This is a genomic window from Litorivivens lipolytica (genome assembly GCF_014191715.1).
GTDB classification, from domain to species: Bacteria; Pseudomonadota; Gammaproteobacteria; order Pseudomonadales; family Spongiibacteraceae; genus Litorivivens; species Litorivivens lipolytica.
The window spans coordinates 23,518-49,459 of the sequence record NZ_JACHWY010000003.1 but is presented as its reverse complement, the minus strand read 5'-3'; the positions used below and the strand labels follow the sequence as shown (position 1 = coordinate 49,459).

General features: G+C 53.1%; 24 protein-coding genes. 17 read left to right on the top strand and 7 right to left on the bottom strand.

Annotated features, from left to right (window positions below):
* Positions 1-25 precede the first annotated feature (25 nt).
* On the bottom strand, positions 26-2,599 hold the full coding sequence (locus tag FHR99_RS12370) for a TonB-dependent receptor (RefSeq protein ID WP_183411021.1): 2,574 nt from the start codon (positions 2,597-2,599) through the stop codon (positions 26-28).
* A 152-nt stretch (positions 2,600-2,751) separates the two neighbouring features.
* Between FHR99_RS12370 and FHR99_RS12365 the strand changes: the two genes are divergently transcribed.
* The 7 genes from FHR99_RS12365 (at position 2,752) to FHR99_RS12335 (ending at position 7,818) form a co-directional block, all read left to right on the top strand.
* Positions 2,752-4,209: a flavin-containing monooxygenase gene (locus FHR99_RS12365; RefSeq protein ID WP_183411020.1), complete on the top strand. Its 1,458-nt coding sequence runs from the start codon at positions 2,752-2,754 to the stop codon at positions 4,207-4,209.
* Positions 4,210-4,241: 32 nt separating this feature from the next.
* Positions 4,242-4,652 (top strand): GFA family protein, encoded by a 411-nt coding sequence (locus FHR99_RS12360; RefSeq protein ID WP_183411019.1) that lies wholly within the window; start codon positions 4,242-4,244, stop codon positions 4,650-4,652.
* An 83-nt stretch (positions 4,653-4,735) separates the two neighbouring features.
* Entirely contained in the window at positions 4,736-5,065 is a 330-nt protein-coding gene (locus FHR99_RS12355; protein ID WP_183411018.1) for a metalloregulator ArsR/SmtB family transcription factor, read from the top strand.
* A 9-nt stretch (positions 5,066-5,074) separates the two neighbouring features.
* Positions 5,075-5,545, top strand: a complete 471-nt coding sequence (locus tag FHR99_RS12350; RefSeq protein ID WP_183411017.1) for an arsenate reductase ArsC — start codon at positions 5,075-5,077, stop codon at positions 5,543-5,545.
* Positions 5,545-6,258, top strand: a complete 714-nt coding sequence (gene arsH, locus FHR99_RS12345) for an arsenical resistance protein ArsH (RefSeq protein ID WP_183411016.1) — start codon at positions 5,545-5,547, stop codon at positions 6,256-6,258. The genes FHR99_RS12350 and arsH overlap by 1 nt, the downstream gene beginning before the upstream one ends.
* A gap of 124 nt (positions 6,259-6,382) precedes the next feature.
* Positions 6,383-7,411, top strand: a complete 1,029-nt coding sequence (gene arsB / locus FHR99_RS12340) for an ACR3 family arsenite efflux transporter (protein WP_183411015.1) — start codon at positions 6,383-6,385, stop codon at positions 7,409-7,411.
* Positions 7,412-7,452: 41 nt separating this feature from the next.
* Positions 7,453-7,818 carry a PA4575 family protein gene (locus FHR99_RS12335; RefSeq protein ID WP_183411014.1) on the top strand — a complete coding sequence of 122 codons (366 nt, stop codon included), beginning with the start codon at positions 7,453-7,455 and terminating at the stop codon, positions 7,816-7,818.
* Between the two features lie 22 nt (positions 7,819-7,840).
* Here the strand turns inward: FHR99_RS12335 and djlA are convergent, their stop codons facing one another.
* Positions 7,841-8,614 (bottom strand): co-chaperone DjlA, encoded by a 774-nt coding sequence (gene djlA, locus FHR99_RS12330; RefSeq protein ID WP_183411013.1) that lies wholly within the window; start codon positions 8,612-8,614, stop codon positions 7,841-7,843.
* A gap of 69 nt (positions 8,615-8,683) precedes the next feature.
* Positions 8,684-9,019: a hypothetical protein gene (locus FHR99_RS12325; protein ID WP_183411012.1), complete on the bottom strand. Its 336-nt coding sequence runs from the start codon at positions 9,017-9,019 to the stop codon at positions 8,684-8,686.
* A 176-nt stretch (positions 9,020-9,195) separates the two neighbouring features.
* Here FHR99_RS12325 and FHR99_RS12320 point away from each other — a divergent pair, with 176 nt between their 5' ends.
* Positions 9,196-9,558 (top strand): DUF3127 domain-containing protein, encoded by a 363-nt coding sequence (locus FHR99_RS12320; protein ID WP_183411011.1) that lies wholly within the window; start codon positions 9,196-9,198, stop codon positions 9,556-9,558.
* Positions 9,559-9,565: 7 nt separating this feature from the next.
* On the opposite strand, the gene FHR99_RS12315 is transcribed toward FHR99_RS12320, so the two are convergent.
* On the bottom strand, positions 9,566-10,843 hold the full coding sequence (locus tag FHR99_RS12315) for a YncE family protein (RefSeq protein ID WP_246386904.1): 1,278 nt from the start codon (positions 10,841-10,843) through the stop codon (positions 9,566-9,568).
* Between the two features lie 277 nt (positions 10,844-11,120).
* Here FHR99_RS12315 and FHR99_RS12305 point away from each other — a divergent pair, with 277 nt between their 5' ends.
* The 4 genes from FHR99_RS12305 to FHR99_RS12290 are packed head-to-tail and all read left to right on the top strand — an operon-like array spanning position 11,121 to position 16,149.
* Positions 11,121-14,180 (top strand): PAS domain S-box protein, encoded by a 3,060-nt coding sequence (locus tag FHR99_RS12305; RefSeq protein WP_221200498.1) that lies wholly within the window; start codon positions 11,121-11,123, stop codon positions 14,178-14,180.
* Positions 14,143-15,234 carry a sensor histidine kinase gene (locus FHR99_RS12300; RefSeq protein ID WP_183411010.1) on the top strand — a complete coding sequence of 364 codons (1,092 nt, stop codon included), beginning with the start codon at positions 14,143-14,145 and terminating at the stop codon, positions 15,232-15,234. Before FHR99_RS12305 ends, FHR99_RS12300 begins: the two co-directional genes overlap by 38 nt.
* Positions 15,231-15,722 carry a response regulator gene (locus FHR99_RS12295; protein WP_183411009.1) on the top strand — a complete coding sequence of 164 codons (492 nt, stop codon included), beginning with the start codon at positions 15,231-15,233 and terminating at the stop codon, positions 15,720-15,722. The genes FHR99_RS12300 and FHR99_RS12295 overlap by 4 nt, the downstream gene beginning before the upstream one ends.
* A 4-nt stretch (positions 15,723-15,726) precedes the next feature.
* Positions 15,727-16,149: a response regulator gene (locus FHR99_RS12290; protein ID WP_183411008.1), complete on the top strand. Its 423-nt coding sequence runs from the start codon at positions 15,727-15,729 to the stop codon at positions 16,147-16,149.
* 22 nt (positions 16,150-16,171) lie between these two features.
* On the opposite strand, the gene FHR99_RS12285 is transcribed toward FHR99_RS12290, so the two are convergent.
* Positions 16,172-17,089 (bottom strand): GGDEF domain-containing response regulator, encoded by a 918-nt coding sequence (locus tag FHR99_RS12285; protein WP_183411007.1) that lies wholly within the window; start codon positions 17,087-17,089, stop codon positions 16,172-16,174.
* Positions 17,090-17,368: 279 nt separating this feature from the next.
* Here FHR99_RS12285 and FHR99_RS12280 point away from each other — a divergent pair, with 279 nt between their 5' ends.
* From FHR99_RS12280 to FHR99_RS12265, 4 genes are all read left to right on the top strand, one after another.
* Positions 17,369-19,408 (top strand): putative bifunctional diguanylate cyclase/phosphodiesterase, encoded by a 2,040-nt coding sequence (locus FHR99_RS12280; protein WP_183411006.1) that lies wholly within the window; start codon positions 17,369-17,371, stop codon positions 19,406-19,408.
* A gap of 172 nt (positions 19,409-19,580) precedes the next feature.
* Complete coding sequence (locus FHR99_RS12275) at positions 19,581-20,876, top strand: NAD(P)/FAD-dependent oxidoreductase (protein WP_183411005.1); 1,296 nt, start codon at positions 19,581-19,583, stop codon at positions 20,874-20,876.
* A gap of 37 nt (positions 20,877-20,913) precedes the next feature.
* On the top strand, positions 20,914-22,137 hold the full coding sequence (locus tag FHR99_RS12270; protein ID WP_183411004.1) for an NADH:flavin oxidoreductase/NADH oxidase family protein: 1,224 nt from the start codon (positions 20,914-20,916) through the stop codon (positions 22,135-22,137).
* Between the two features lie 97 nt (positions 22,138-22,234).
* Positions 22,235-23,359, top strand: coding sequence for a hypothetical protein (locus FHR99_RS12265; RefSeq protein WP_183411003.1), 1,125 nt, complete (start codon positions 22,235-22,237; stop codon positions 23,357-23,359).
* 15 nt (positions 23,360-23,374) lie between these two features.
* Here FHR99_RS12265 and FHR99_RS12260 read toward each other — a convergent pair whose 3' ends face one another.
* Together FHR99_RS12260 and FHR99_RS12255 are read right to left on the bottom strand one after the other, a co-directional pair.
* A complete protein-coding gene (locus FHR99_RS12260; protein WP_183411002.1) occupies positions 23,375-24,385 on the bottom strand; it encodes an LLM class flavin-dependent oxidoreductase in 1,011 nt (336 codons plus the stop codon).
* A gap of 25 nt (positions 24,386-24,410) precedes the next feature.
* Positions 24,411-25,232, bottom strand: coding sequence for an SDR family NAD(P)-dependent oxidoreductase (locus tag FHR99_RS12255; RefSeq protein WP_183411001.1), 822 nt, complete (start codon positions 25,230-25,232; stop codon positions 24,411-24,413).
* Between the two features lie 166 nt (positions 25,233-25,398).
* Between FHR99_RS12255 and FHR99_RS12250 the strand changes: the two genes are divergently transcribed.
* Positions 25,399-25,905: a DedA family protein gene (locus tag FHR99_RS12250; RefSeq protein ID WP_343067559.1), complete on the top strand. Its 507-nt coding sequence runs from the start codon at positions 25,399-25,401 to the stop codon at positions 25,903-25,905.
* Positions 25,906-25,942 lie beyond the last annotated feature (37 nt).

Here is a 25,942-nt window from a genome sequence, read left to right as displayed (position 1 = left end):
TACGACCTAATCGACCGGTGCGACATCAGAAGCTGTAGCGAATATCCAGGCCCATCATGCGCGGCTCGCCCCAGCTTTCATTAAAGGTACCGGAAGAATCGGCTACCGCTACAACGCCGATACGATAGCGCTCATCCGCCAGATTTTTCAGCCATAGCGATACCGTGGTGTCGCCCTCAGGATTTTGCCAGGTAAAGCGCGCGTCGAGCAGGGTATAGGCCGGCTGACCTGCGCTTTCGGTCGAGCGTTCGAAAGCGCGATAGGAACCGGGGTCGAAACCGTAAAAAATATCGCTCTTGTAGCTGGCATCCAGGCGGGCGGTGATGGCCCCCCAGTCGGGCGCCCACTGGTACTGTATCCCGAGGGCACCGGATCGCTCGGGAGACACCGGGAAGGTTTCGTCGGTGCGATCCACAACTTTTTCCTGTCCGGTCAGGGCTGCTGCCAGATCCAGCTCGTTAAATTCCAGAAACTCGTAGTCGTTGGCGCTGAAGCTGGCATTGATCTGCAAGGCTGGGCTTGGCAGCCAGAGCATTTCCAGTTCAAACCCGGTAATGCGAGACTGACCGGCGTTGCCAAATACCACGGCGACGTTTTGTGCAGAGTCTGATCCCACCGCGATGAGTTGTTGGTCTTCGTAGTCCATCATGTAGATGGCGCCGTTCAAACGGAGACTTCGCTCAAACGCATCAACCTTAAAGCCAATCTCGTGATTGGTAACAACTTCAGGTTCGATGCGCTGCAAGCCATCAATCCCTCTGGGTTCAAAGAAACCCGATTTAAAACCACGACTCCAGGTTGCGTAGAGCAGGGCACTACTGAAAAAGGAGTCTTGCAGCCAGTCATCCGACAGGTGGTATGACAGCGATACCATAGGCGTGCTCTGTCGAAAGGTTTCTTCGCGCTCGTCTGAGCGAGCGCTGTTGGGGTCGATGGGATAATCGAGCAAAGCATCACCATCGGCGTCAGGGAAAAGCGCCGCAGCAATGCTGACAGGGTCATCCAGCCAGCGCAGTGGGCCCAGGTAGGGGTAAAAGCCGCCCGCTCCTGCTCCGAAGGCGCCCGCACTCCGAGGGGCGCCAAACGCGTTGCTGGCCAGCAATCGACTCTCGATAGCGGCCATGTCGGCTTCAAGGGTATCCAGTTCCGAGTGCCGTTTTTCGTTGGTGAAGCGATAGCCCAGGGTGAGTTCGAGCTGGGCAGTCACGTCGTACGAGACCTGTGCGAACAGCGCCGTGGTCTCGTTCTCCAGTGCGAAATCCGAGATCACGAGTGGTGAGCCGATAAAGCCGACCAGCGGTACCGTTCCGGTGGGCGGTGGTCGAGAGGGTGTCCTACCGGCGGCCAGATCACCCAGTGTGGTGCTGTCGAGACCACGAAACACATTGGACACCGTAAAGTTCTCGCTATTGGTTTCACGCATGCCAAACAGACCTACCGTGTAGCGCAAACTCTGGTCAGCATTGGAGCCATTGAGCTGAAATTCCAGGCTGTAGGAGCGGCGGTCGCTGTCTTCGGTGTTGATGTAGCTGCTCCACAAGGCCGGGCCGCCATCGGGATCACTGGCTTGAATGGGACCTTCCTTTTCGCTGCGAAGCCCAACGATGGTTTTTAATTGCAGGCTCTCGCTAAGCTCCCAAGTGGCCGTGGTGCCGAACAGGTAAGTATCCAGATCCTTTTCCAAACGCGGGTTGGGGCCTTGATTGGCCGTTAAATCCCCCAGTCGGTCGCGGGAGTTGGCGTTACAGTTTTCTTCAAAGGCCCGAAGGTTGGATGGATCAGTGTCCCCTGGATGAGCGACCCACAAGCCCTCGTAATAGAGCGAGTCTTTGGTGGGGATGCTGCAGTTGATGCCGGCAAGGTTTTCCCGGATTTTCCCAACGAAAGTCTGGGTGTCGAGGCTAAATGTGGCCGAGGGCTCCCAGCGGGTCTGAAACAGAAAGGCCTGTCGGTCGTTGCTCGGATTGCCGCGTCCGTTCTGGCCGATATTCTCAAAGTAACCATCGTCTTTGGTCACGTGTACGGCGGTTCGGGTAAAAAAGGTGTCTGAAATTGGCAGATTGAAACCTGCCTTGAAGCGGCGGTGGTTGTAGCTGCCGATGCCGGCTTCCACATAGGCCTCGTAACTGTCATCGGGTTTTCTCAAGCTGACGACCATGGCGCCGCCGGTCGTGTTCTTGCCAAAAAGCGTGCCTTGCGGTCCGCGCAGAACCTGAATGCTGGCAATGTCCACGGTGTCGAGTAACTGGCCATCAGAGCGTGGCAAAAACAGATCGTCGAGATAAACACCGACTGTCGGATCGACCCGGGCAAAACCGGTGCGCTCACCGATGCCGCGAATATAAATCTGGTTGGCCTGCCCCTTGCGGATTTCAAGGCTCGGCACCGATTTGGTTAGTTCGGCGGTGTTGGCGATACCGCGTTCACGCAGGTCTTCACCGCTAATAGCGCTCACCGCAATGGGAATGTCCTGCATGCTCTCGCTGCGCTTGCGCGCCGTGACCAGCACCTCCTCCAGTATGCCGCTTGCGGCCAGTAATTCTGTTGCCGGCAGGCTGAGTGCCGCCATCAGGCTCAGATTGCGAAACGCTTTCTCCATGGGGATGCACCTCTGATGCGTCAGCTTTTATCGTTATGGTTTCATCCTAGAGGGCCTTGTCACCAGGTGGGTGACAAATGCGTAACTTGTGGCACATTGGTACTCCTGTTTAGAATCTTACACACGTGTTACCTTTTTTTGGAAGAGGCTGTATGGGGAAAGAGCAATCACTGCGCATCGCGATCATTGGTGCGGGTCCCGCAGGTATTGCGGCAGGTAAGGAGTTACTCGATAAGGGCTTCTCCGAGTTCACGGTGTTTGATGCTTTGGATGCACCCGGTGGAACCTGGCGCTTGCACAACTATCCGGGTCTGGCCTGCGATGTGTGGGCTCATTCGTATACCTTTTCCTATGCGCCTAACCCGGATTGGTCAGAAACTTTTGTCGGTCACGCTGAAATTCAGGCCTACCTGGCGCGCTGTGCCAGAGAGTTTGGGGTGGAGCCTCACTTGCAGCTGAATACGCGTATTGTGAGCGCCCACTTTCAAGAGGAGGGCGTGTGGGAGCTGACCACGGAGAAGGGTGAGCGTCATCGGTTCGACGCCATAATAAATGCCATGGGGAACCAGCATACCCCCTTGTATCCCAATGTTCCGGGAAGGGATCTATTCAAAGGGGATAGCTGGCACGGCACCCGCTGGAATCACGACGTGGATTTGACGGGTAAACACGTGGTGGTCGTCGGTTCGGCAGCGAGCGCTATTCAAATCGTACCAAACGTGGCGAAAGTCGCTGGGCATCTGACGGTACTGCAGCGTTCTGCCAACTGGATTATGCCGCGCAATAACAAGCCTTACTCGGCCTTTCAGCGTTCCCTGTTTCGTCGATTCCCCGTTCTGCTGACGCTGCTGCGCAAATGGCAGGGTTTGCTGATGGGGCAGGTGGAGTATGCCGTCACCAACGGCCATGCCCGGCAAGGGCAATTCGAGGAGATGGTGAAGAAGTTTATCCGTCGCTCGGTAGACGATCCTGCACTTCAGGAAGCCTTGATTCCTGATACGCCCTATGGCTGTAAACGCGGTCTGGTATCCGACGATTTCTATCCCACTTTGAATCGCGGCAACGTTGACCTGATTGCGGAAGGTTTGAAAGAAGTCACCGCGACCGGAATCGTTACCAGTAGCGGCAAGGTCGTCGATGCCGATGTGATTATCTACTGCACCGGTTATCGGATTCAGGACTTTGATCGTATTGATGTGCGTGGTGTCGATGGCAAAGTCATGGGCGAGGTGATGGCCGCCGATCCTCGCTCTCACAAAGGCATTGCGGTGCCGGACTTCCCCAATTACTTTTTTGCCGTTGGCCCCAACGGGGTTGTGTTGAATGTGTCGTATTTTCTGTCGGTAGAAAAGAATGTTGAAACCATTGTGCGTCTGCTGGGCGAACTGCAACGCAGCGGTCGCAAGGTGGCTGCGGTGAAGCGCGATGTCTTTGAGCGCTACAACGAGTGGATGGCTGATCGCTTTGCCCGGTTTTCCTGGGGCGCGAGCACTTGCAACAGTTACTATCGTGATGCGTCGGGCCATGCTCCCTTTCTGTTTCCCGGAAACTATGCGGAATACCGAAAGATACAGGAGCAAAGTACTCTGGATGACTACCAGTTAAGCTAAAGAACCTAAAATCTACTGCGCGGGGTGTGAGTATGGAAAACAAAACAACCGGTGGTTGTTTATGTGGGCAGTTTCGCTTTGAAACCAGCTCTGAACTGATTGCGCCGCATTTCTGCCACTGTGGGGATTGCCGCAAACTTTACGGCGCGGTCGGTGCCGGGTTTGTGGTGCTGGAAGATCAAACCTCGATGACAGGTGATCTCTCAATCTATGAAACCAACGGTGATTCCGGCAATCGCAAACAGCATCTATTCTGCGGGGTATGTGGCACGCCTGTGGGTGAGCGCGTGGATGCTTACCCCGGAACACTGGTGTTCACGCCCGGCACCCTCGACAACCCCGAAGCCTTTGTGCCCGAGGCTCACTTCTGGGTCAGCAAAAAAGCACCCTGGACGCGTCTGGACGATAGCCTGAGTCAGCTCGATACCCAGCCCGAAGGCTAGAACCCTAGCCCCTCGCCAAAGGGCTGGCTTCGCCAGAAGATATATGCGAATATTAACATATGTGTTAAATCGTATGTGTTGCCGTGACGCCCCTAACTTTTTTTAAATGTCTCTCCGATGATACTCGCCTCAAATCCCTGCTACTGATCAGCGCGGTGGAAGAGGTCTGCGTTTGCGATCTGATGGAGGCGCTGGAGCTGGACCAGCCCAAGATATCCCGCCATCTGGCCGAGCTGCGCAAGTGCGGCATCGTACAGGATGAGCGCCGGGGTAAATGGGTGTACTACCGCATTCATCCCACACTTCCTGAATGGGCACGCGAGGTTCTGACCAGCGCCGCCGAACACAACACCGCCTATTTCAAAACCGCGCTGAAGCGGATCAAACCCCTGTTGCGCGCGCGCTGCTGTTGAGGATCTGTTTTGAAAATCCTGTTTATCTGCACTCACAACCGCTGCCGCAGCATTCTGTCGGAAGCCATCACCAACCAGAATGCTCGGGGTTTGCTTGAGGCAAAAAGTGCCGGCAGTCAGCCGGCGGGCGAAGTGCATCCGCTGTCGCTGCGCTACCTGCAGCAGCGCGGCTACGCCACCGAGGGTTTGCAGAGTCAATCCTGGGACGATTTCGAGGCGTACGCGCCGGATCTGGTGATTACCGTATGCGATTCGGCGGCAGGCGAATCCTGCCCGGTCTACTTCGGCAAAAGCCTGAAAGTGCATTGGGGGCTGGAAGATCCGTCCAAGGTTGACGGTAGTGAGACTGAAAAAGAGCAAGCCTTTATGGCCTGTATTGATGAGATTGAGCGTCGCGTGTCGAAGCTCGCAACACTGGCGGTTGAGCAGCACGATCGGGAATCACTGCGAAACGCCTTGGCAGCACTGGGAGCGCAGTAATGTCCGATATCACTTTGCCCAACATTGAGCCGAAACAACTCAGAACACCTGGTGTTGCTGAGTTTGCCCGCGAGTATTCCAGCCACAAGCCACGCATTCTGTTGCTCTACGGATCACTGCGCGAGCGCTCGTTCAGCCGGATGGTGGTCGAGGAGTGTGCGCGACTGCTGGAAACCTTTGGCGCCGAAACGCGGATTTTTAATCCTGCCGGTTTGCCGCAGCCGGATTCGGGCGAAGAGGATCACCCGAAGGTTCAGGAACTGCGTGAGCTGATGATGTGGTCTGAAGGGCAGGTCTGGTGTTCGCCCGAGCGCCACGGTGCCATGACCGGCATTCTGAAGAGTCAGATTGACTGGGTGCCGCTCAATCTGGGTGGCGTGCGTCCGACGCAGGGTAAAACCCTAGCGGTGATGGAAGTCTCCGGAGGCTCGCAGTCATTCAATGCGGTCAATCAGATGCGTATTCTCGGTCGCTGGATGCGGATGGTGACGATTCCCAATCAGTCATCTGTGGCGAAGGCATTTCTCGAGTTTGATGACAACAACCGGATGAAGCCATCGGCTTACTACAACCGGATTGTCGATGTAATGGAAGAGCTGATGAAGTTCACTTTGCTGCTACGCGATAACAAAGACTATTTTGTTGATCGCTATTCCGAGCGGGTCGAAAGTGCTGAGCAGGTCAGTCAGCGGGTAAATCAGCGGTCGCTTTAAGTTTCGAACAGTCTCGTCATTGCGAACAACGCGAAGCAATCTCGTACAGAATCTGCCTTATTCTGGAGATTGCTTCGTCGTTTCACTCCTCGCAATGACAGATATTTTTTAAAGGTTGTTTTTCATGGGTGTTTTCGAGCGATATCTCTCCATATGGGTCGGGCTGGCGATCCTGGCCGGCATGTTTGCGGGCAGTCTTTTCCCCGGCGTTTTTGAGGTCGTTGCGGGATTGGAGTACGCCCACGTAAATCTGGTGGTGGCGGTTCTGATCTGGCTGATGATCTACCCGATGATGGTGCAGGTAGATTTTTCATCCATCAAAGATGTGGGTAAAAAACCGCGCGGATTGATTCTGACACTGGTGATCAACTGGCTGATCAAGCCCTTTTCAATGGCCTTGCTGGGTTGGCTGTTTTTCAAAGGCCTGTTTGCCGACGGGGTTGATCCTCAGACCGCCAATGAATATATCGCCGGCATGATATTGCTCGGGGTCGCCCCTTGTACCGCCATGGTATTTGTATGGAGTCAGCTGACTAAAGGTGATGCCAATTACACCTTGGTGCAGGTGTCGATTAACGACGTGATCATGATTTTTGCCTTTGCACCGATCGCGGCTTTTCTGCTGGGCGTGTCCGACATCACCGTACCGTGGGATACGCTGTTATTGTCCGTTGTGCTATATGTGGTCGTACCGCTGATCGCTGGAGCGTTTACACGAAAGATGCTTGATCGGTCCGATGATCACTCTCGCCTGAATGCCTTTCTCGCTGCTATGAAACCCTGGTCAGTCATCGGTTTGCTGGCGACGGTTACGCTGCTGTTTGGCTTTCAGTCGGAAACCATTCTCGCCAAGCCGCAGGCTATCGTGCTGATCGCAATCCCTTTGCTGATTCAGACCTACGGCATTTTTATCATCGCCTACTGGATGGCCAAGCGTCTTCGATTGGCCCACAACATTGCCGCCCCGGCCTGCCTGATTGGTACGTCGAACTTTTTTGAGCTGGCTGTGGCGGTTGCTATTTCTCTGTTTGGTTTGCATTCCGGTGCTGCGCTGGCAACCGTGGTCGGTGTATTGGTTGAGGTGCCCGTGATGCTGTCGCTGGTGGCCTTTGCCAACCGGACTCGCCACTGGTTCGACTCAGTTGCTGATTAGTCGGTAGACTCTCTGCAAGGTGTTTGAGCTGGAGATAAACCGTGCGACTTCGCTACCCACTGGTTTCTGCTGAACACGATCAGTTGTTGCTCGAAAACAGCGATGGCTGGCGTGTGGAGATGTACATTCTGCAGAACAACGACGACAGCTATAGTCTGGTAGCCCTGTCGGGTAAATCGGGCGGGGTGGCAGAGCGAACCAAGCTACAGGGGCCCTATTTGTCGCGAGCGCTGGCCCACGCAGCGCTTTCCGCTATTGAGAACGTGCTGCTAAGCCGAAACTTTACAAAAGAAAACGCGGCCCATCCCCAGTGGCGGCTGACCGCCCAGCGCGAAATCAAATCGCTCAGAACGACTCGGCAGCAAAATACACCCGACTGCCGTTTCGACCCCAGAGATGTGTACTAAACAGCGATCGTTTAGCGGGCAGTCAGGTGGACTGCCGGTGCTTTTTAATCAGCTCGTACGCCGCCTGAATTTCCTGTGACTGTTGCTTGCCCATTTCAATCATATCTTCGGGCAGGCCCTGTCCCATCAATTTGTCCGGGTGATACTGGCTCATCAGCTTGCGGTAGGCGCGCTTTAGCTCCTGATCGGTGCAGTTCTCGCTGACACCAGGAGCTTTGTACGCATCCTCTAGCCCTGTCTGACTGGCATAGCCCGGCGCAAAGTGAGTTTGATTCAGGGTGCGATCCAGAATGTGCTGAAATTGCGCCTCGCTAAAGCCAAGTTGGCGGGCGATGGAGCTGACCAGCGCTTGTTCCTGCGTGTCAAAGTCGCCATCGGCCAAGCCAATGACAATCAGAAAAACGATCAGCACTTCCGGCAAATTGGCTGTGTGACCGCAGGTGTTGCGAAATTCCTGAATAATGCCGCTGATATCGTAATCGGGGGCAGCGCCCTGTTTGAACCATTGAATCGCCTGCTTGCGCTGCTCAGAAGACATTTTGAGCTGCTGCATAAAGGCTTCGGTGTGGTCGATCTCAGCCTGGGAGATATGGCCATCGGCCTTGGCGAGTTTCCCTTTCAGGGTGAAGATCGTTTGCAGAAAGACCTGCTGTCGTTGGCCGCGAGTGAAGGGGTTTGCGCCGCCTAAACCGAGCTCACGTACACGGTCGTAGGCACTGCCAATAAAGAAGCCAAGAAACGCGCCGACAAACCCTAAAACGCCGAAGCCGATCAGCGCGCCGATAAATTTAAACATCTGTCCTCTCAGGAGTAATCTAACAATGGAGGACAGTTTACCTCTTTCAGCGTTTTCTTGCGGTGGCGATCAAGCCTCTCTATCAAGCTTCCAGGTGCAGGCAGAGCTATGGCTGTAGTTGCGCGCGTCCGGAGAGACCCGCACGGCGTAAGCTCTGGCCTCATTGCGCTCGGCCCGACGAAAAATGCCGACGGTGAGGCAGATCCCGCCCAAAACCAGCAGGTGGGCGCCCCACACGTAGTGAAAATAGAAAATCGACAGGAATGACAGCGAGAAGACCATACTCCACATCCAGGCCAGCGCCTGCATGATGTAGTGCTGCGAGGCTAAGTCGAGGTGGCGCAAGGGGTTTTTGCTGGAGTCCATAACAACTTCATAGCTTTCAACGAGAAACTTTTTTTTCATTACGTGCTGTCCGTGTTGTGACGTGTCTTGGCTATTACGGGGGTGTTGAAGTGGTGGATCATGAAAGTAAGTCGATAGCGGTTGGGTGAATAGTGATCAGAGGCCTGTTTGGAGTTGATTAGCCACGGCGCTTTCCCTACCCTTCCGACTTTAAGAAATGCACCTCAGAGAGAGCTATGTCCTACGAACTTACTGGCAAAATCAAATTGATTCAGGAAACCCAGACCTTTAACAGCGGTTTCACCAAGCGTGAAATGGTGGTTACAGTGGAAGAGGGTAACTACCCTCAGGACATCAATCTGGAATTTCTGAAAGACAAGATCAGCCTGCTGGATTCATTGTCAGTAGGGCAGACGGTTACGGTGAGTTTTGATATTCGCGGCCGGGAGTACAACGGGCGCTATTTCAATAATCTTGTGGGCTGGCGCATTCAGCCGGAAGGTGGTGTGGTGGCAGACGATGCCTCGTATCAATCGGCACCGCCTGCGGGTCAATTCGATTCACCCTTCGATTCGATGGATGACGATATTCCCTTTTAACAAGGGATTACTGTGGTAGCAGCAACTGGCCAGTGCGGATCCTTTGCGGATGATTGCCCACGGGCACGCTTGCTACCTGCTCACCAGTCTCAAAGTCTATGACGACCACCCGATCCTGCTCGCTGCTGGACACATAACAGTGGCGACCATCTTCACTCTCTGTTGACCAGTAGGGCTTTGACCCCAGAGGCTCCTCAGAGAGGGTGACGACTTTATATTCGAAGCTTTTGCGGTCGACGATCGCAGCATAACCCGACATAGTGGCTGCCACGCAAAGTTTGGTGCCTGCATGATTCAGCGCTAGACCGTGGTGGGCTGAGTTAAGTTGATATTTACGTAGCGGCAGCGCGGCAATTTGCGGCGGCACCGGCAGGTCGATATGACGAGTAATGCGGTGTTCCTTCAGGTCGTATTCAAAAAAGCCATGAAAAAAGGAAATTTGCAGATAGGCGTAGCTCTCGTCGGGCATTACAGCCATGGGGCGGACAGCAGAATCGACCCAATCCATACCATATTCCTCTAGCTTTTCACGCATATCCACCGTCTTGAGAACCTCATAGGTGTTCGCGTCGGCGATGACGAAGCGACGCTCGCCTTTCAGCCAATCCAGCCAGTCTGAGGTAGTGGGTATAAACACGCGGCCGATGGAGGCGTGGTAAATGCGTTGGCCATCTTTCGAGTAGTTGCTTTCGTGAGGCTGATCGCCCGGATAAAAGTTGTCCACGATCTCGCCGGTGGCCGTATCAATAGCGTGAACAACGCCGCCAGTGGAGGCGGAAATCAGAAAGATTTTGCCATCGGGGGAAAGCGCGGCGTGATCAGAGCGGACGCCCTTGACCTTGGTGCGCCAGGCGATCTTTCCGGTCAACACATCCAGCGCAATGGCATCAGCTAGGCTGGGGCGCGAAACGTACAGATAACGTCCGTCTTTGGAGGGGAAGAGGTCGTCTACCAGCTGATCGTTGCCTTCACCAATCATATGACGGATAAAGCGGGCGGCGATGCGTCGATAGAAGCTGTCATTAATTTCGGCAAACCGCTCCTCGATATCGGGGACCAGATTAAAGCGTGCGAGTACCTCGAAGGTTTCTGGGTCAAATACCTCTGCAGTGCCGTCCCAATTGCTACCCACCACAACAGCGTCGTGGAGCTGAGTGGTTGCAGGATCTACCGGCGTATTAGGTGCGAGCTTGGGCCCGACAGGCGCTAGCGGGCGAGAGAGCAGAAAGAGGGTAATGCCAATGGCTATCATCAGGGACAATAAAAGCATTTTTAGCAGGCGCATGATGGGTTCTCTAGGGCCGTTTACGTAGAATTTATTAATAATAACAAAAGCCTATCGAGCGGAGTGTCAACTTGGCGACAGTTGCGGCGTTAAAACGCCCGAATTATTTTGGCGGGTATATTTTCTGCAAAGTCACGGATTAGTGACGAGCGCGTGTCTACAAATGCCGTATTTTTGATAAAGGCAGCTAATATCTTGATAAAAGCGCGGACTAGGACTAGACCTTTAAATTGAGGTTTTCTTTTTATCCTGCGCGCTTCAGACTCGAGAATTTGCCATGAACCCGAAAGCAGCGGTATCTAATACTGCGGAAAAACCTGCCCATTTGCCCGCCTATCTTGCCGCAATTGTTGAATCTTCTTTCGATGCTATCATCGCTAAGTCTTTGGATGGGAACATAATTTACTGGAATACCGGGGCTGAGGCGCTGTTTGGCTATAGCGCTTCGGAAATCGTTGGCAAGAATATTGCCGAGCTCTTTGATGACAATGGGATAAACGAGCACGACACCATTGTCGAACGAATAAGAAGTGGCGAGCGTTTTATTGCCGGCATTGAATCAAAGCGGCGGTGTAAGAACGGACAAACGATCGATGTTTCGTTAACCATATCGCCGATCGAAGAAAACAATCAGCTAATTGGTGTGTCCACCATCGCGCGAGATATTGGCGGTCGCGCGCGGTATTCCCAATATGCCCGTTCTCTGATTGAGGCATCGCTCGATCCCCTGGTAACAATCAATGCCGAAGGTAAGATAACCGACGTCAATAAGGCCACCATTCAGGCTACCGGCATTGGCCGGGAAGAGCTTGTTGGTACTGATTTTTCTGATTATTTTACTGAGCCGGAGAAAGCTCGAGAGGGTTACCAGCAGGTTTTTGAAGAAGGTCAGGTAACTGACTATCCGCTGACGATAAAGCATAAAAACGGCTCGCTAACTGATGTTCTCTACAATGCTTCGGTTTATCTCGACTCGTCCGGGAAAGTGCAGGGTGTCTTTGCGGCTGCCCGTGACGTAACGGATCAAAAACGTGCTTCGGATTATGCGAGGTCGCTGATCGAGGCGTCGTTGGACCCACTCGTCACCATCAGCGGCGAAGGTAAAATCACCGACGTCAATGACGCGACTATTCGTGCTACCGGCTTTGATCGGGATGCTTTGATCGGAACGGATTTCTCGGATTATTTTACGGAGCCGGAAAAGGCTCGAGAAGGCTATCAGCGAGTCTTTGAGCAAGGCCAGGTAATCGATTACCCACTCACAATAAAGCATCGCGATGGTCGTTTGATGGATGTGTTGTATAACGCATCGGTCTATCGCGACTATGCGGGAAAGGTGCTCGGTGTTTTTGCCGCCGCGCGCGATGTTACCGCCCAGAAGCAAGCGTCAGAATATGCGCGATCGCTTATTGAGGCCTCCCTAGACCCGCTGGTTACCATCAGCGCTGAAGGTAAAATCACTGACGTTAACGACGCGACGACTCAGGCGACCGGTTGTTCGCGAGATGCGCTTATCGGAACTGACTTCTCTGACTACTTTACTGAGCCTGAGAATGCGCGGGAAGGCTATCAGCAGGTCTTCGAGCGCGGCCATGTAACAGACTATCCCCTAACGATAAAACATAAAAATGGAACTTTAACCGACGTTTTATATAACGCCTCGGTGTATCGCGATGGGGCCGGTAATGTTCTCGGGGTGTTTGCCGCTGCGCGTGATGTAACCGCCCAGAAGCAGGCATCGGAATATGCGCGCTCTCTGATCGAGGCTTCACTCGATCCACTGGTTACGATCAGTGCAGAAGGTAAGATTACCGACGTTAATCAGGCGACTATCGAAGCCACCGGGATTTCCCGGGATGAGCTGATAGGCACGGATTTCTCGACGTATTTCACCGAGCCAGACAAAGCGCGGGAAGGCTATCAGCGGGTATTTGACGAAGGTAAAGTTACGGATTATCCGCTCACCATAAAACACCGCAACGGCACGCTGCTCGACGTTCTCTACAATGCCTCAGTATACCGTGACTCTGCTGGGCATGTGCTAGGGGTGTTTGCGGCTGCACGTGATGTTACGGCACAAAAGCAAGCGTCGGAATACGCACGATCTCTGATCGAGGCATCACTTGACCCTCTGGTTACCATTAGCGCTACCGGTAAGATAACCGACGTCAATGACGCGACCATTGCCGCAACCGGCCTCGATCGAGATTCGCTCATCGGAACGGACTTTTCTGATTATTTCACCGAGCCTGAAAAGGCGCGGGAAGGCTATCAGCGCGTATTCGAGCAAGGCCAGGTCATTGACTATCCCTTGACCATCAAGCATAGCAACGGTCGGCTTACAGACGTTCTCTATAATGCTTCGGTCTACCGTGATTCTTCCGGTAATGTGCTGGGTGTTTTTGCTGCGGCCCGTGACGTAACGGCACAGAAGCAGGCGTCTGAATACGCCCGGTCATTAATTGAGGCATCGCTTGACCCTCTGGTAACGATTAGCGGCGAAGGTAAGATTACCGACGTTAACGATGCCACGATTCGAGCGACGGGCTATGACCGTGAAACGTTGATTGGAACGGATTTCTCCGATTATTTCACAGAGCCTGAAAAAGCACGCGAAGGTTACCAACGCGTGTTTGAACAAGGCCAAGTCATCGACTATCCGCTCACCATTAAACACCGTGACGGTCGTTTGATGGACGTTCTCTACAATGCATCGGTTTATCGTGATTCCGCGGGGAAAGTGCTGGGTGTCTTCGCGGCTGCGCGCGATGTTACCGCGCAGAAACAGGCGTCAGAATATGCCCGGTCACTGATTGAGGCATCGCTTGACCCTCTGGTAACGATCAGTGCAGAGGGTAAGATAACCGACGTTAACCAGGCAACAATCGAAGCGACGGGTGTGCCTCGTACGGAGCTGATAGGAACCGACTTCTCGATATATTTCACCGAGCCGGACAAAGCCCGCGAAGGTTATCAGCGAGTGTTTGATCAGGGCAAGGTTACCGACTACCCGCTGACAATTCGTCACGCAACCGGAAAACTCATAGAGGTTCTGTATAACGCGTCGGTTTATCGTGATACATCGGGTAATGTGGCCGGTGTATTTGCTGCGGCGCGGGATATTTCTGCGCAGCGTGTCGCGGAACGCGAAGCGGCTGAGAAAGAACAAAAATTATTTCGCTTGGTCGAGCTGGAGCGTTTTCAAAAACTCACGGTTGGGCGTGAGTTAAAGATGATTGAGCAAAAGCAAGAAATAGCGGCGCTTAAGGCTCGGTTAGTCGCATTGGGCGCAGACCCCGATGTCGATTCTTATGATGGAGATGAAAGCTTTGCGTGAAGCTGCACTCATGCCGCAGGCTGAATCTGATGCCTTGTCGGATGAGGCTCTGCAGCTCGCAATGATGAACATCCTTGAGGATGTTGCGAACGACAAGTCGTGGATGGATGACTCGCAAAAAGCGGTTCTGAATATCCTCGAGGATACGGACACTGACCGAAATTTCATGAAAGAGACTCAGCGCGCGATGCTCAATATTCTTGAGGACACGCAGGCTGAGCAAGAAAAGCTGGATCTCCTTCAGCGGGCATTGGTCAATATACTGGAAGATCTGGCGGTAGAAAATGAACGGAAGGAAGATGTAAACCGCCAGCTAAAAGATGCCAAGGACAATTTAGAAAGCAAAGTTAATGAACGCACCCAGGAGCTGAGTGAATCCAATCAGGAATTAGAGTCTTTCTCTTACTCCGTGTCGCACGACCTAAGGGCGCCTCTCCGCGCGATTATTGGCTTTGCCGGTTTGCTTGAAGAAGAGGTCGGTGACCAGCTGGGTGATGAGGCCAGTCGTTTTATCGATATTATCGTCCGTAATGCGACCAAGATGGCGAACCTTATCGACGACATGCTTGAGTTCTCTCGCTTGGGCCGTAAAAGTCTCGAAACCGAAAGGATAGACATGAACTATCTTTTCGAAGTGTCATTTAGGGAACAAATGCAGGATTTCAGCCAAGAAGTGACGTTTCAAATTGTCGATGAACTGCCTCACTGTTATGGCGATAAAGCGATGTTGATACAAATGGTAAATAACCTGCTGCAGAATTCCATTAAGTATTCGTCTAAATCGAACAGCCCGGAAGTTGAAGTGGGAAGCTTAAGCCAAGATGGGCGTGTCGTTTATTACGTAAAAGATAACGGCATTGGATTTGATAATGCTCACAGGGACAAGTTGTTCGGCGTGTTTCAGCGGCTGCATAACGATTCCGAATACCCAGGAACAGGCGTCGGCTTGGCGATTGTCAATCGCATTGTGAAATGTCATGGCGGAGAGATCTGGGCGGACGGAAAAATTGGCAAGGGTGCAACATTCTATTTTACGCTTGGAGTGGCTAAATGAACGCGGCGGATGATCCGGTGGTAGAAGTCCTTTTGGTCGAAGATTTAGATGAGGACGCAGAGCTTACGATACGCGCACTGAAAAGGTGTAAGAGCATTACTTCTATTTTGCGCTTGCCCGATGGGGAGAAGGCGCTAGATTACTTGCTTGGGCGAGGTGAATACGCTGCTCGCAACACGATGAATTATCCGAGAATGATTTTGTTAGATCTGAAACTCCCAAAAGTTGATGGCATCGATATCTTGAAAGCGATCTCGACAAAAGTAGAGTTCAGACATATCCCGGTTGTTGTGATGACGTCATCGCGGGAGACAAAAGATATCGCCAGAGCCTACGAGTTTGGCGCAAATAGTTATGTCGTAAAGCCGGTGGATTTCTCGGTTTTTTCAGATGTCGCATCGAAACTCGGAGAGTATTGGATGTCAATTAATGAAGGTAGTCCGAAAATAGCCGTGCAATCCCCATTGTCTCGCAGTGTAGGTGGCTAGTCTTATGGCATTAATCGAGCCACTCAATATTGTTCTCGTCGAGGACAGCTACGAAGACGCCGTTCTGATTTCCCATATGATTAAAAAGCTCAACTCTGAGCATACAGTGGAGCATATCGGTAAGGTAGATGATGCGATAGAGTGTCTAAAAAAGCCTTTTGATTTGTGTCTGCTTGACTACACACTGGGCGCGTATACTGGGATTGATGTTTTGAGAGCGTTGAGTGGCGCCCCATTGCAAGGGCCTATTGCGTTGCTAACGGGGAATAGGAACCCCAGATTGCGTCGTGACGCGATTGCGAATGGCGCGTGCAGTACACTGTCCAAAGACTACCTGACGCTCGACGAGCTTGCTGCCTGTATCGTAGAAAGTCGAGACAGTTTTTCCTGCCCATCTAGGAAATTAGCTCAGTCTAACCCTCGCTAGAAGGTCAATTCTGTAGGGTCTATTAATGGGCCGAAGCTCTAACAGGATGGGGCGGTGCACGGTGGTCTTCTTTGTCCGAATACATTTCCGCGTCCGCTTGTTTAAGCAGGTCTTCTATCGATTTTCCCTGATCGGGATAGCGTGATACGCCTATTGACGCTTCAACGATCAGTTTTTTACCGTCGCCAATATCGATAGGTTCTGCGATGGTGTTTCTCAATCGCGTCACCTCTGCTTCAACCTGTTCTTTGCTGCTGTCTGGAATATATATAGCAAATTCGTCGCCACCGATACGGGCGAGTACCTCGTTAGCGCGTATCCGGTTGGCAATACGCTTGGAGATAATACATAGAACCAAATCACCCGCCTGGTGGCCGTGAGTGTCGTTAATCGACTTGAAATTATCGATGTCGATATACACAATCGATAAGTTATCCACTCGGCCGCAAACGTTAAAATCATCCAGTGCTCTATCGCATAGCTCTGAAAAATAACGTCGGTTGAAAGCGTCCGTCAGGCTGTCATGGCTGGCAATTCGTCGGAGCTCTTTATCTTTTGAAAACTTCGTCATCGCATAGCGTATGCTTCGATCGAGCAGTGCAGGCGTCAATTCTTGCTTAGGGAGATAGTCGCATACACCGGCCTCCAGTGCTGATTCGTCGAGCCATTGACTCGAGCTGCCGGTCACCATGATGACGGGGCCCGGTAGCAGTGTCCCCTCGACGGTGCGGAGTAGATCAAGGCCGGTCGCACCGCCAAGGTTTTGGTCTAGAAGGCAAATATCGAAAGGGGTGGTTAGTCTTAGCGCTGCATCGCAATAATTGTTCACGATTTCAATCTCATAGCGGACATTTGGGTTTTTCTCAAGCATCCGGGAGATTAACGTAGCATCTTCGTAGCTATCATCAATGATTAGCACATTGCGGCTTGTCTGATCCATGTACACCCTGCCTTTCGTAAATACTTACCAAGTCTATTGCTTTCTTAGCCCGTGATGGTCAAGTTTCAGGGGCCGTTGCCATATTGGCGTATCGCCGGGTGTTTTATCCATAAGTGAAAGCCGAAGCCACATAGTAGGTATCTCGTAAGGGTGATTGTGGTTTTTGAAAGCTCTGTGTCCAAGCCTATGAAACCAGCGCATTGTCTTCGGTAATCACCTAGAGCCGGTTTATCTCGATTGTGTTAAAACATATGAGTCCTTTAATGACTCTTTACGACTATGTCTTATTTCCTTACATTAATGGCGTTTATCGCGCTACTTTCGGTGGCGCTTTCAGCAGTCAATCTTGGCTTTCAACCGCGACGACAAGTGAACGGGGCCTATTTATTTCTGGGCTTAACCACCACTCTGTCGCTGATTGCGACGATTGCGTGGTATAAATCGCCCGGAATTGAAGGGGCCGCTGTAGCGGCCAAGTGGATAACCTTGACGTCAATGGCCCAGGTGTGCGCTTTTGTGTATTTATCCTGGGTGCTGTACCCGCAAACAGATCAGCCTAAAACCATGCGGCCGGTGTCCAAAATGCTAGCTGCTGTTGCGTTTTTTATGTGCGTGGGTGTCCTCGTGTTGCCCTCATATTATTTCGAAAGCCGTATAGCCTTCCAGCACGAAACGCAGCTGTTATTTGAAACGGTCAACATTTACCAGGGCACTGCTTCCAAAACGGGTGTGATTGTTTCTTCAGTTTTCTTCATTCTTTATGCCTGCTGTGGTTGGCGGATAGTGCATTATGGCGGTTCTTGCCCTTTGCCGATGACGCTGGCGTTCAGCATTTGTCTGGGCTTGCAGCTGGTTTACATCGGATTTCGCATGCTATTTGATTTGGGTTGGCTTGATGAACCTCTGCCGGTCAGTGTGGAGAAATCCGCTCTTGGTTTGGTGTTGCTATGCTGTGCGTTTTTAAGCTTTCGTCAAAACTTACAAGAGCGGGCGGTGCGTATGGTCGGCACGCAACAGTCTCCGGTTATAGATTTAAATCTGCCCATTGAATGGGAGCAGGATCTTGGGCGAAATCAAGTTGTCGCTCAACTGTCTGGGGGAAGGGTATATGCTCTGGTTTTGGTGCATGTCAAAGATTACGGCGCCTTTTTCAGTACTTATGGGAAAGACCTGGCTGAGAAAATAGTGACTAAGACGTGTGAGAGTGTCATTAGTTTGTTCTCGCTGCCTGCCAAGCACATCCGTCTCGATTCCTCTTCAGTCTGTATAGCTCTGGAAGTTGATGATTTAGAGGACCTTTCTGTGTTGAAGAATAGCTGGAATGAAGGTCAGATTAATAAGTCGATAGCCCAGTCGTTATACATTAAAAGTCAGAGAGTCGACTACTCGGTAAATATAGGTGTGATTGGCCCGGTAGAAGGAAGGCCGATAGAGGAAGGCCTCTACCTAGCGGAGACTGCTTTGTTGGAGTCGATAGCTCAAGGTAGAAACAGACTGGTTTTTTATGATGCGGCCTTGGCAAATAAAATTGCTTACGAAAAAATGCTGGAAAAGCGTTTGCCTTCGGCCTTGCTCAATAATGAGTTTCGTCTTTACTACCAGCCTAAGGTCAATAGACATGGGCGATGTGTGGGTGCTGAAGCGCTACTACGGTGGCAGCAAGAAGAAGGGCGCATTATCCCGCCGGATGTGTTTATCCCCATTGCCGAGCGTTGTGGGTTTATGCCTGAATTGGGTATTTGGGTAGTAAACGAAGCCATAGCCTTCATTAAGACATTAGATCGTGAGGATTGTAATTTTCCAGCGCGTATCGCGTTAAATGTCTGTGGTCTGCAATTGATGGACGGTGACTTTGTAGAGTATGTAGAGAAGGCGTTGATCGAGGCCAGAATACCAGCGTCAAAACTTGAATTCGAACTTACAGAATCAGCACTTGTAACGGAAGCTGGACGGGCATCTTCACAGTTGCAATATGCTCGTGATCTCGGTGTATCCATTGCTGTTGATGACTTTGGCACCGGGTATTCATCACTGTCCTATTTGCAGTCATTCCCGCTTGATTCCCTGAAGGTTGATAAAAGTTTCGTCGACAAAATGGATACTGAGCGAGGAGAAAAACTGGTTGCTGGTATCGTTGATATTGCGCGGGCCCTGGGGATGTCTGTGGTGGTGGAGGGCGTTGAAACGCGCGAGCAGCTCAATAAGCTGGTTGATATGAACTGCCACCAATTTCAAGGCTATTTATTCAGTAGGCCACTAACTGAACAAGACTTTATCACCTGGCTTAGCAGAAACAGGCCTTTGTCTTTGGTCGGTTAGAGGGGCTAACGCATAGGTCTGATAGAGCTTATGAATTTCCGAGTTAGTGTTGATTAATATTAACTCGGTGAATTTCGAGTAGTTTCAGCGATAATGCTCAATTCGCTAATAATACATTGAGTCCCTCTCGGTGCAGAAGTAGACTGCTGTCGCGAAAAAGAGAGGGCAAGCCATGCAGCAGACGACACGTCAACCAAAGATAGTAGTCATTGGGGGAGGTGCCGGCGGCCTGCCACTGGTTACCCGTCTCGGTCGTCGCCTCGGTAAACGCAGTAAAGCCAGTATTACCTTGGTCGATGGCAGTGGTAGCCATATCTGGAAGCCGCGCTTTCACGAAGTCGCCACCGGCGCCATCGATGCCGACCTGGACGCAGTAAACTACCTCGCCCACGCCCGTCAGAATTATTATCGCTTCGCTCGCGGCTGGTTAAGCGGTGTTGATCGCGAGGCCAAGCAGGTCATTCTTGCCCCCGTGCACGATGATCAAGGTGAAGAAATTCTGCCCGAGCGTCGGCTCGAGTACGACTATCTGGTGCTGGCTATCGGCAGCCTTGGGAATGACTTTAATACCGCCGGTGTTCGTGATCACTGTCTGTTTCTGGACAGCCGAAAACAGGCGGATCTCTTCCATGAACGCTTTCTTAACCACTGCGACCGCGCGAATTTCACCGATACGCCGGTTTCCGTCGCCATCGTCGGCGGCGGCGCGACGGGTGTTGAACTCGCCGCAGAAATACACCACGCCATTGCGGTCCTCAAGCTCTACGGTCACGAGCAGCTGGACCGCAGCAAACTGCATGTGCACCTGATCGAGGCGGCGCCGCGCTTATTGCCGGCACTTCAGGAAAAGCTGGCAAAGTCTGCTGAGGACGAGTTGAAAAAGCTTGGTGTACAGGTTCATACCGATACCCTGGTTGAGCGCGCCGAAGAAGAGGCTTTTATTACCAAGGATGGCCAGCGGATTGAGGCGCAGTTGCTGGTCTGGGCGGCGGGTATCAAGGCGCCAGAGATACTGGGCACGCTGGCTTTGAAGACCAATCGTATTAATCAGCTGACCGTCACTGACACCTTGCTCACAGAGGATAATGCAATCTTTGCGATTGGCGACTGCTGTGCCTGCGATATGGGTGAGGGCAAAAATGTACCACCGCGCGCCCAGTCGGCTCAGCAAATGGCTTTACACACTGCCGCGAATATAGAGCGCCTATTGCGCGGTGAGAGTCCAATACCTTTTGAATATAAAGATCACGGTTCGCTGGTATCGCTGTCCAAGTATTCGGCGCTCGGTAACCTGATGGGCAATCTGCGCGGCGGCTCGATCTTTGTCGAGGGTTGGCTTGCCCGTTTTATGTATATCGGTCTCTACCGTTTTCATCAGGCGGCGTTGTACGGCTGGATGCGAACGCTTATGCTCTTGCTGGCCGGTCGTTTCAATCGCCTGTTGCGACCCCGTTTGAAACTCCACTGAAATAATCTGTCAGAACAACATCAGGAGCAGCCCGGGCATGCAAATTTTCGAACCGCTGTCGCTACCAAACGGCACGACAGTCCCCAATCGCATCGCCAAAGCCGCGATGGAAGAGAATATGGCTGACGCCGAGATGGGGCCATCGCAACCTCTGATGCAGCTGTATCAGGCCTGGGCAGATGGCGGCGCCGGACTGCTTATCAGCGGTAATGTGATGATTGATCCGCGGGCCATGACCGGCCCCGGCGGCGTGGTGTTGGAAGACGAGCGTCAGCTCGACAAGTTTAAGCGCTGGGCCGAGATAGGCCGCTCTAAAGGGGCGCAATTCTGGATGCAGATCAATCATCCGGGACGGCAGATGCAGAACAATCTGGGGCAGGAAACCTGGGCGCCGTCGGCGGTGCCGATCGACTTGGGCAATCTTTCCAAGCGTTTTGATGCCCCCAAAGCCATGTCGGAAGAAAAGATTCAGGATGTTATTCAGCGGTTTATTCGCACGGCGCAGCTGGCTGAAAAGTCGGGTTTTACGGGTGTGCAGATTCATGCGGCGCACGGTTATTTGCTCAGCCAGTTTCTGTCGCCACTGACCAATCGCCGAGAGGATCAGTGGGGAGGCTCTCTGGAAAACCGGGCCCGTTTACTGCTCGAAGTAGTGAAAGGTGTTCGCGCCGTCGTGTCGGCGGAGTTCTCGGTGTCGGTCAAAATCAATTCGGCGGATTTCCAGCGAGGCGGGTTCAGCCCCGACGAAGCTCGTCAGGTTGTGCAGCTGCTGAATGCGCTGTCTGTGGATATGGTCGAGATATCAGGCGGCAGTTACGAAGCACCGGCCATGCACGGCCGCACCCGTGATGACAGTACGATTGCGCGGGAGGCTTACTTTCTGGAATTTGCCAAAGAGATTCAGGCGACGGCTAACATGCCTATCATGGTGACCGGCGGTATCCGCCGCGCCCCCATTGCAGAGCAGGCTATCGAGAGCGGCATCGATATGGTGGGTATCGCCACGGCGCTGGCGATTAATCCTCGCCTTCCCAACGATTGGCGCAAGGGCGAAGACAGTGCACCGATGATCGAGGTCGCAGATTGGAAAAACAAAACCCTAGCCTCGCTTGCTTATATGGCAACTGTGAAATACCAGCTCACCAAGCTCAGCAAAAACAATCAGCCCAATCCTAGCGTATCTCCGCTGTGGGCACTATTGAGTGGGCAGGTGAAAATCGCGCTGCAGAGCCGGCGCTACCGTCGATTGATGGCGGGCTAGGCTTTATCGCAAGGCATTAGTTGTCAATCTCGTAATTTGCCTCGCATCGGCTTTTCTGTATCGTGAAGGGCTTCTGAGTCAGATTGCAGATATCGCTATGAATTCCAATAACAAAGCGCATCCGTTCAAAGTCAAACTGGGTTTTTCGAGCGCCGCTGATGTGGTGCGGGACGGAAGGCAAGGTCTGCGAATACCTACCCGCTATGGTGTTGATGGTAGCGGCGGTGCGACCGAAACCCATTGGTGTGATGCCACGGATCTCGCCGAAGATCGCTCAAAAATCCCCGGCCTTTCGGCCGGCTTTGATCAAATTGACCTTTCGGGGCGAGAAAATCTTCAGGACGTATTGGCTAAAGTGCGAGAGGCTGGAGAGCTCAGCGATGAGCACGCGCGCCTTGTTCGCTCAGAGATTCAGGGCAAGCGTTTCAGGCTCAGCGATGGTCGGCGCCTGAGAGTGCTTTTTGTTGCGCCCGAAGGTTTTATCATGCGCCGTTCAGGCCCCAATGGTTTGGATGTGTCGTCCGGGCAAGCGATGACCGAGCGCAATGGTCACAAGGCTGCGGATCAGGTGCACGGTGATCAAAACGTGTATGGCACCCCGCTGAAGCAGATGCTCAAAGGTGCGGCGCCCTGGTTATTCCGGCACAACACGTTGGGTCGCCGCAATCGGCTCTCTCCTGTGTGTTTGTTGAATCTCTGGCTGCCACTACAGCAATGTACCCAACCCCTAACCCTCGCCGATCGCCGCACCGTTGATGTTGCAACCCAGCAACTGCATTACGCCCTGCCCACTGGTGATTTTCTCGACCGAAATGAAGATCAGGCTTTAAATGATATCTGGTTGTTTCTGCACGATAGGCAACAACATTGGTACTGCGATTCTGCAATGAACAGCGAGCGAGCCTATGTGTTCGAGACGCTGGGTGCGCCCCACGGTGCCGCGACGCTGCCGGGGGAAGATATTGCCGAGTCTTGCTATCTGGCACTTGAGAAACTAGAGCTGCAGATTAAAGCCGGTGAAGACGTAGAGCCTATTACCCCTTTGCCTGACTTGCCCCCGGAAACTCCCTCGAGCCTGCGCAGCGTGCTCGAAGAGGCCGACCTGCTGTTTAGCAAAGCAGGCGGGCAAGCCTCCGACCTGATCGTTGAGCACGCTCGCGCGCTCCGCCAGCGTCTTACTCGACAATCTCTGGAGATGAGGTTGGTCGCTTTGGTTTATTGATCGCCTTGGCTTGTATCACGTACCGATGCGCCAGTTCGGAATGCTGTTGCGCGGTACGTGGGGCAGCACCTGTTCTTCAAATAATTTCAGCATTTTCCAGCCACGCTCGGGCGCTGCCCCGCCAAATAAGGGCGTTAGATAAAGTGAACTGTGATCGCCGAGCTCGTTAACCAATGCGATCGTTTGTTCTGGCGTCAGCACCTGATAGGCCCCGCTGCTGCGAACCGTCTCTGCGGTCATGCCGCCAGCATAGGGCCCCATGGGTTTACCATAGGCTTCGGCGGTCCACTCTGCATAGGAGTTCAGTACGTGCAGAATGTGGGGCGCGAGCCATTCCCAGTCGGCGTCCGGGTCTTCTGAAACCCACAATAGTGTCGGGCCCTGCTTCGGATACGCACCCGGGTCGGTTTTGCTCAGTTTCAGGCACTCATCGCGGTAGGGCTGCCAAACCTTCTCGTTAAACAGCGGCACAATAAAACCGTCGGCGTGTTCGGCGGCTGCGCGGGCAACCTTGGGAGCGGTGCCGCCGAGTAGTACCGGGATGGGTTTATTCGGTGTGGGTGAAATCCGACAGGGGCGCCCCTGATACTCAAAGGCCTCGCCGGTCCAGGCCTGCTTCAGTGTGTGTAGGGTTTGCATCGTATCGTTGAAGCGGTTTTTCAGCTCGCGGCCGTACATGGCAAATTCGGAGGGGCGATAGCCAAAGCCCAGCCCCAGTTCGACGCGCCCTTGGCTTAGTATCTGCAGTACCGAAAGATCTTCAGCGAGGCGGACCGGATCATAGCAGGCAGCGAGCAAAACGGCGGTGCGCAAGCGAATCTGTTGGGTGCGCGCGGCAAATGCAGCGGCGAGTGTTAGTGGAGACGGGTTATAGCCATCGCTGGAGCCATGGTGTTCGCCCAGCCCGATCACGTCAAAACCGGCTTCGTCCGCCCACTGCGCCATGTCGAGCGCAGCGGAATACAGCGTTTCGGCGGGCGCCCCAATCTCCGGCGCCCGCATATCAAAAATCACTACCAGTTCCACAGGATCGCCTCGCTATAAGGATACGTTATTGGTCGCCCATGATTTTCTTGGCGGCGGCCGTCATGACGGAAACCGCCCGGTTCCTGCCCATCAAGCCCAATAGCCTGCTGCCTACCCGAAGTTTGCGGGAAATAATGCGTGTCGGCTGTTTGCCGATATAGCGCAGTGCTTCTTCGGCGACCTGCTCGGGTGGCGTGGCCCCCTTGGGACTTTCGTCCAGTGATTTTAGTTTTCCGCGCATGACCATCTGCGCTCTCAGGGTTGGTGTGTCGGTATCGGCGAGCATGACGCAGATCAGGTCTACGCCCTTGGGTTTGAGCTCGCCCCACAACGCCTCGGAGAACAGTAGATCAAAGGCTTTACTGCCGGCATAGGTGGCCAGCCCGGGCGCGCCGGCAACGGCCGCACCGGAACTCATGGTCACGATGCCGCCGCGGCCACGCTCTGCCATTTGCCGGCCAAAATGATGGCATACCCGCATCAGCAGGGTGCAATTTCGAAACAGGAGCGCTTCGTCATTGTTGAGTTCGCGCTCCAGAAAGGGGCCATAAGCCGCATCGCCGCCGGCACAATTGACCAGAAAGCCGATTTCCAGATCGCCTATCTTGCCGAGCAATACCTCCATGGCGTTGTGATCGAAAAGATCCATGGCGATCGTACGAGTCTGGACTCCGAAGCGAGTTTGGATGCCTTGCGCGACCTCATCCAAAACCGATTGGCGTCGTGATACCAAAGCAACGTTGAGCTGCCTGGCGGCCAATGCCTCGACAAAGGCCGAGCCGACCCCCTCGGAGGCGCCGAGCACGAGCGCCCACGGGCCGTAAGTTTGGACAAAATTATCGGGCATTTTCTGGCTTCATTACTTTATAGTTAGTGTGAGGGGCAGAAGGGATAGTCGCAGTCTAACGACTTTTGGCGCACAAACCACAGGGGCGGGTGAGACAGATTAAACCACGCCCGACTTTTGAATCACCGTGGATATGCATGGATTTCCGCAGATTTGAGGCGATAACGTGATCGGCGATATTTTTCTGGAATGGGCAGATGCCTACGGTGACTACGTGTTGTTCATTGTCCCTGTTGTCGCCTTTCTGGAGGCCAGTGTCGGCATCGGGTTGTTTGTCTCCGGAGCCATTCTGTTGAGCCTCTGCACCATGCTTTACTCTCAGGGCATCGCAAGTCTCTACCAAATGCTACCGCTGGCCTTTATTGGCGCCACCACGGCTGATCATATGGGCTTTTTCTTAGGGCGCCGGATTGGCCCGACTTTTCACGAAACCCGCTTCGCGAAACGCTATGCCGAGCGATTGGAAAAAACGGAAAACCTGCTGCAAAAGCATGGTGAAGTGTCCATTGTTTTTGGGCGTCTGATTCCGGCGGTGCGCAGTATTGTGCCCATAATGACCGGTGTAAGTGGCCTGCCCGTAGCACGCTACGTACGCTATGACCTGATTGCCTGTACTGTCTGGATTACGGGGCTTGGCTTGCTTGTCGTTGGAATTGGTGGCCTGTTGGATTAGCGCTTTACCATCGGATCTTTCACGCTCAAATCCCGAA